The 7,051-nt window shown below is 51.0% G+C and carries 5 protein-coding genes; 2 read left to right on the top strand and 3 right to left on the bottom strand.

Features of this window, described 5'->3' with window-relative positions; genetic code table 11:
• The first annotated feature begins 373 nt into the window (after positions 1 to 373).
• Positions 374 to 1,585, top strand: coding sequence for a glycosyltransferase family 1 protein (locus tag JTN23_RS23255; RefSeq protein WP_247237477.1), 1,212 nt, complete (start codon positions 374 to 376; stop codon positions 1,583 to 1,585).
• A 12-nt stretch (positions 1,586 to 1,597) separates the two neighbouring features.
• On the top strand, positions 1,598 to 3,778 hold the full coding sequence (gene rfbD, locus JTN23_RS23250) for a dTDP-4-dehydrorhamnose reductase (RefSeq protein ID WP_247237476.1): 2,181 nt from the start codon (positions 1,598 to 1,600) through the stop codon (positions 3,776 to 3,778).
• 6 nt (positions 3,779 to 3,784) lie between these two features.
• On the opposite strand, the gene JTN23_RS23245 is transcribed toward rfbD, so the two are convergent.
• From JTN23_RS23245 to JTN23_RS23235, 3 genes are all read right to left on the bottom strand, one after another.
• The gene (locus JTN23_RS23245; protein ID WP_247237475.1) at positions 3,785 to 5,020 is read right to left on the bottom strand and encodes a DEAD/DEAH box helicase; all 1,236 of its coding nucleotides are present in this window, start codon (positions 5,018 to 5,020) and stop codon (positions 3,785 to 3,787) included.
• A gap of 98 nt (positions 5,021 to 5,118) precedes the next feature.
• Positions 5,119 to 5,955, bottom strand: a complete 837-nt coding sequence (locus JTN23_RS23240) for a DUF1206 domain-containing protein (protein WP_247237474.1) — start codon at positions 5,953 to 5,955, stop codon at positions 5,119 to 5,121.
• A 122-nt stretch (positions 5,956 to 6,077) separates the two neighbouring features.
• Entirely contained in the window at positions 6,078 to 6,914 is an 837-nt protein-coding gene (locus tag JTN23_RS23235) for a DUF1206 domain-containing protein (RefSeq protein ID WP_247237473.1), read from the bottom strand.
• Between the last annotated feature and the right edge of the window lie 137 nt (positions 6,915 to 7,051).

Raw genomic sequence — 7,051 nt, 5'->3', positions numbered from 1 at the left:
TATAAAGCTAAAAGCAGTAGAAGCCCTAGGGCTTCTACTGCTGAATTTGTTTAACTCCAATCACCTAAAAATCTGTATCGTTTTTTTAGGTCGGGACAGGGGTGTACCAGTATACCGGGTACCCTGTACGGAGGTTCTTCTTGTGTAGTGACAGCAACATCCTGTGCATCTTTGTCAGCACGGCACCCGATAAGGATGTATTATTTGGTCATTGAGGCCTTTTTCAAAACTATATTTTTATAGCCGAGTTATTACTATAACTAGTGCTGTAAAGTTACTTGTTGACTGTTTGGGGTTACTTTGGTAACAGAATCGGGTATAGTTCCGAATATACCTACTGATACTCGCACTGACTGGCATACCTTTATTTAGTATGAATCACAAAATTAACCCGGAGGGACTACCTATGATGATCCAACATGATAAAACTGGTTACGGTATCAGTGAAACTGTGAGCAAGAAAAAGAAAGAGGTACAGCTACCAAAAAATCTTATATGTTTTTCCCATCTCAGATGGGACTTTGTATTTCAGAGACCACAGCATTTACTTACCCGATTCTGCCAGCATTTTACTATACAATTTTTTGAAGAGCCTGTATTCGACACAGAGGTGCCCTACCTGAGCCATGTACAGAAGACGCCTAACCTGACGGTAACTGTGCCGCATCTGGTGCCGGGTATGAGTGAGGATGACGTCATAAAGGCACAGGCCGCGCTACTGGACGAGTTTCTGGCCGAAAAAGACCTGACCGATTACGCCTTCTGGTACTATACACCCATGGCGCTGATGTTCAGCCACCATTATGTACCATCCATGACCATCTATGACTGTATGGATGAGCTGGCGGCATTTAAGTTTGCACCTACCCAGCTTCAGATCCTGGAGAAGGAACTCCTCAAAAGAGCTGATATCGTATTTACGGGAGGACATTCGCTGTACAAGGCCAAAAAAGATAAGCATCATAACATCTATCCCTTCCCCAGCAGCATTGACAAAGCCCACTTTGGCAAGGCCCGGGGAGAGATTACTCCACCACAGGACCAGGTAAATATTCCGCATCCACGGCTGGGATTTTATGGGGTAATAGACGAGCGCTTTGATATAGACCTGATCGAGCAGGTAGCCCGGCAGCGTCCTGACTGGCATCTGGTCATGATTGGTCCGGTTGTCAAGATAGATCCGGCCATGCTACCCCGTCTGGATAACATCCACTACCTGGGAGGGAAGAGCTACGATGAGCTTCCCGGCTACCTGGCAGGATGGGATATAGCCCTGGTACCTTTCCAGCTTAACGAATCAACGCGCTTTATCAGCCCGACCAAAACACCCGAGTACCTGAGCGCAGGTAAACCCGTGATATCTACCCCCATTCAGGATGTAGTTAATCCGTACGGGGAAGAAGGACTGGTACATATTGTGAGCAACGCAGAAGAGTTTATAGCTGCGGCCGAAGAAGTTTTGTTCAGTAGTACCATCGATAAAGAAAACTGGCTCAAAAGAGTTGATTGCTTTTTATCTGAAAACTCCTGGGATGCAACTGTTGATTCAATGATCAGCAGAATCAAGGACTGTTTCGATAAATAAGGATCTTATTGAGTGAATCAGGAAAATCTACATATCTGGGGCGGGATCGAGTGCACGATCAACCGCGTACATAATCAGTATTTTGATCAGCTGGACTATGCTGGTCATTATACCCGTGCCTCGGATCTGGCACTGGTGGCTGATCTCGGGATTGAAGCATTACGCTTTCCGGTTCTGTGGGAGAAGCATATGCCAAAGCCGGATACCTGTCCCGATTGGTCCTGGGCCAGACAAAGCCTGGAATTCCTAAGCGAACGCCAGATAGAGCCCATTGTAGGGCTGGTGCACCACGGTAGCGGGCCTTCCTACGTCAATTTTTATGCTGGAAGCTTTGAGCAGGGACTGGCCGACTACGCCCGTCAGGTAGCTCTGGAGTTTCCCTGGATTACTAATTACACCCCTGTAAACGAGCCACTTACTACGGCTCGTTTTTGTGGTTTATACGGACTATGGTACCCGCACGGACGCGATGATTATCATTTTCTGAAAGTGCTGATCAGCGAATGTAAAGCGACGTGTATGGCTATGCGTGCGATACGGGAAGTGAACCCATCGGCCCGGCTGATCCAGACGGAAGATATGGGAAAGGTGTACAGCACGCCGCTGCTGCGCTACCAGGCGGAGTTTGAAAATTGGCGGAGGTGGCTCTCGTTTGACCTGCTGATGGGAAAGGTAGATGCCGAGCATCCGCTTTGGGAATTTATACTTCACGCCGGTATCAATGAGGAAGAGTTGTACTACTTCCTGGCTCATCCTTGTCCTCCGGATATGATGGGGCTCAACTACTACGTTACTTCGGAGCGGTACCTGGACGAAAATCTGGAAATATACCCCAGCCACACCCACGGGGGCAACGGCCGGCACAACTACGCCGACGTGGAGGCGGTGCGTGTAAAGCTGAACGAGCCTACGGGACCCTACGAACTGGTGACCGAACTCTGGCAGCGGTACCACATACCGCTGGCTATTACGGAAGTACATCTGCACTGTACCCGCGAGGAGCAGGTAAGGTGGTTTCATTCGATGTGGCAAACGGCCGGCCAGCTACGCCGGAGCGGGGTGGATATCAGAGCTATTACCGCCTGGGCCCTGTTTGGCTCCTTTGGCTGGAACCGGCTACTCACCGAACCCAATGGCGACTACGAACCGGGTGTTTTCAAACTAGCCACTAACCAGCTACAGCCAACGGCACTGGCCCGGCTCATCAGGAACCTTACGCACCAGCAGACGTTTGACCATCCAATGGTGGAGGGACAGGGGTGGTGGCAGAGTGACAAAAGAGTACTATACCCCGCTGAGTACCAGGCCTGTCTTTCTGCGTCAACCCGAAAGAGATCTGCCCGGCCTATACTGATCTTGGGTAAAACAGGTACCCTGGGGGCAGCCTTTGCCCGGGTATGTGATATCCGGGGGCTGCACTATCAGCTTTTTGATCGCTGCCAGCTGGACATTACCAACCAGGCCCAGGTAGAGCAGGTGGTTAACGAACTAAAACCGTGGGCCATTGTAAATGCGACGGGCTATGTAAAGGTAGATGAGGCCGAACGTGACGAAGACAACTGCATAGGCTGTAACGCCACCGGGCCTATGTACCTGGCTCAGCTTTGTGAGCGACTAGGCATCAAGCTGCTCAGTTTCTCTTCGGATCTGGTGTTTGACGGGGAGAAAAAACAGCCCTACGTGGAGAGCGATCCGGTGGCTCCGCTGAGCGTGTACGGCCGCAGCAAGGCACTGGCCGAACAAAACCTGCTGACGTATAATCCTGCCTCGCTCATTGTACGTACCAGTCAATTCTTTGGGCCGTGGGATCAGGGTAATTTTGTAATACAGGCTCTTAATCAGCTGCTGCGTGGCGAGGAGCTGATGGCCGTTCAGGATGTGCATATATCGCCTACCTATGTACCTGATCTGGTCAATATGAGCCTGGACCTGATGCAGGACGACGAAGCGGGTATATGGCACCTGAGCAATGCTGGACAAACTACCTGGGCGGAGCTGGCCCGGCAGGTGGCCGAGCGTATCGGCGAGGATACTTCGCTTATCAAGGGGATACCCCTGAGCCAGATGGACTGGATAGCCCCGCGCCCCCAATATAGCGTCCTAAAAAGTGAAAAGGGAGCACAGCTCCCTTCTCTTGATAATGCACTGGACAGGTTCTTCTCCGATGCCAATACCCAGTTGCTTCAGTACTGAGTACGGCTATTTCTTCTTTTTCTTTTTCCGGTTTTCAAACTCCTCGGCTTCCCGCATCAGCGCTTTCAGGTCGTAGTTGGTATCGCTGGTAAACTCAATGGTTTCGGTGTATACCTCCTTATCTATATTCAGAATATTGACGGGATTGCCCAGGTAGTTTTCAATTTCCTTCAGCAGCTCTTTTTCTTCCTCACTACAGAACGATACCGCCTGTCCTTTCTGGGTACCTCTACCCGTACGGCCCACGCGATGCACGTAGTTTTCGGGCTGCTCGGGCAGGTCGTAATTGACAACAAAATCCACACTGGGAATATCAATACCCCGTGCACTGACATCGGTAGCTATAAGTACCTTTACTTCTCCCTTCCGAAACTGGTTCATAGCGGTAGTGCGGTCCTGCTGCTCCTTGTCGCCGTGGATGGTCTGGCTGGTAATACCCATACGCTCCAGCGCTTTGGCCACCCGCTCGGCGCGTACCTTGGTGCGTACAAATACCAGTATCTTACTTTCGGGATTCTGGTTGATAATACGCTCCAGGAAAAACCGCTTGTCATCCATGGGAATAAAGGCTACCGAATGGTTGACGTTACGGGCTACCCGGTTCTCGGGTGATATCTGTATCCGGATGGCGTGGCTGTGGACCAGCGAGTAAGCCATCTTTTTGATCTTTTCATCAATGGTGGCCGAGAAGAAGAGCGTCTGACGCTTGCGGGGCAGGCGCTTGATCAGGTCCTGGATATCCTTAATGAACCCCAGGTCCAGCATGTGGTCGGCTTCGTCCAGGATCAGGATCTCCACCCGCTCGAGACGCAGGTGCCCCTGGCTCACCAGGTCGAACATCCGGCCGGGTGTGGCCACCAGTATATCAATGCCTTTCTCGAGCTTAGCGATCTGCGGGTCCTGCTCCACCCCGCCGTGTATACTGTACGTCTTTACCCGTGTGTGCCGTCCCAACTGCTCAAATACCTCTGTGATCTGTATCGCCAGCTCCCGCGTCGGCACCATCACCAGGCACTTAACGCCATCGGGCCTGCCGGCGATCTTACGCTCGTGGAGTACGTTAAGTACCGGGATGGCAAAAGCGGCGGTTTTGCCCGTTCCGGTCTGAGCAATAGCCAGCACATCCTCTCCCTTCAGGATGGGCGGTATCGACTTGTACTGTATATCAGTAGGGCGTTTGAAGCCAAGCTTTTCGAGGCTGCGCTTGATTTCCGGCGCTATACGGTATTCTTCAAATTTCATGGGTAAGCTACGTTAATATCCACAAAGGTACCTTTTCCCGTAGCAAGTGCAGGCAGAAATCCAATTTATATCTGGCTGTACAGGCACCGACTGGTTTGTTAGCGGGTACTGATAGGTTCGTAGCGGGCCCTTACAAACATGAACATACCGTAGCATACCAACCCAATAGCAATGATACCTAGTATCCACGAACCGTACTCATTTTCCAGAAATTTGAACGCCGAGGTAGTACCACCGGCCTCACTGGAATCGGATTCGATGGCTGCCTGTAGAAAGAGGTACCCAATGATCAGCCACACAATGCCCCGGGCTATGTAGCCCAGTTTGCCAGCCTCAATCATCGTCTGCTTGATATTGTTGTCCAGCCGGGATTCTTCGATGTTCTTCCGGTACTTGTCCGACATGGCCCGGTAGATCTGATAGGCTCCGATGGCCATAGTACCCACAGCTACCAGGCCTACCAGCCACTGACCCATAGGTTGTTCGAGCAGCTTCTGGGCTACGGTCTGGCGGGTATCATCACCACCGCCTCCACCTGAGTTGCCACCGCTGCCCAGTAGCATTTTGGCGGCGTAGAAGGTAAGGCTACCGTATACCACCGCACTCGACAGGTAGGTAGCCCGACGCGATAAGCCCTTGGCATCAGAGCCTTTGTGTTCGGTATCTTTGATAGCTTCGATCAATCGCCAGACTGTATAACAAAGCAGCCCCACCGTAGTAATACCCAGGAGTATCTGGCCAAAGGGCTGGTCCTGGATCCACTGAAATATCTGGGATTTGCCTCCCTCAACATTGGCATTACTCATTTTAAAAGCGGTAGTAAAGGTAAGTATACCAACCAGCGTATATACGATACCTTTAGCGGTGAGTCCGGCCCGGGCTGCTCCTTCAATCCATTGATCCTTGGAAGGCGTGTTAAGCGTAGTGTAAGCCATTGCTGATTTAGATTTAGAAGTTAGTAGTTTAGGTAGATGCAGGGAGTGAGTTAGCTTCCTGCTACAGTACCTATACCAAAACTATTCCAGCCAATGGCAGCCCGATAGGGCAGTGCCGGAAGCTATTCCGGGGTCTTGATGTACTCGTACTGCGCCCTGACAAAATTGAAGAGCCCAAAGCACAGCAATCCGACGGCGATCAGCCCCAGCATAACCGAGCCGATACCTGAGCCGAAGGAGTATTCCACGAAATAAAAAGCAGAGGTATCATTTCCGGCTTCGGTCGGATTGAAGTAGATGGCTGATCTAAGTAGCATATATCCCAGCAGCAGCCACACTATTCCTACGGCTATAAACCCCCAGAAGCCGGTCTTGATCAGAATGGTTTTGTTCTCCTCCCGGAGCCGGCACTCTTCCACATGTTTGCGGTACCCGCCTGATAGGGCATGATACGCCTGAAATACGCCTACACACATGGTACCTACGGCAATGGCTCCCAGCAACCAGCGACCATTGGGCTGCATGAGTAGTGTTTCCGCTACGGTTTTTCTGGTAATCTGCGTTTCTTCATCAATGGCAAGCCCCGCGGTAAGCCGTATGGCATAGTAGGCAAAGGCTATGTACACAAAGCCCGTGACCAGAAACCCAAAGCGGTTGGCCAGGCCCATCAGCGTTTTGCCGTTTTTTTCGGTATCCATGATGCCCTGCACAAAACGCCAGGCCGCGTAGCACAGCAACCCTACGGTTACCATACCCAGGATACCCGGTCCGTAGGGGAGCTGGTACAGCCAGTCGAGTACCTGAAAACGACCTCCCTGATGATAGCTGAATCCAAACGCAGCCCCAAAAGTGATGATCCCTATCAATGTATACACGAGGCCATTGGCGATAAGGCCAATCTGGGCGGTTCGTTTTATAAATAATTCTCTACTAATCAGCTTCTCCGTCTCCGACAACATGGCTCCATAATTATAGGTCTTACCTGCAGTTGATTTGCAGATGTGCTATGACCCGCCTTCTAACCTTGGTTTGAGAGGAGTACAAATCTTTTAACTGATTTGTTTCAAAGGATTTAGCGGAATGTATGCATATGATT

Source organism: Telluribacter roseus, from assembly GCF_017355915.2.
Taxonomy (GTDB): domain Bacteria; phylum Bacteroidota; class Bacteroidia; order Cytophagales; family Spirosomataceae; genus Telluribacter.
Note: the sequence above shows the minus strand (reverse complement) of the source record. Positions and strands in the feature narration are given on the sequence as shown.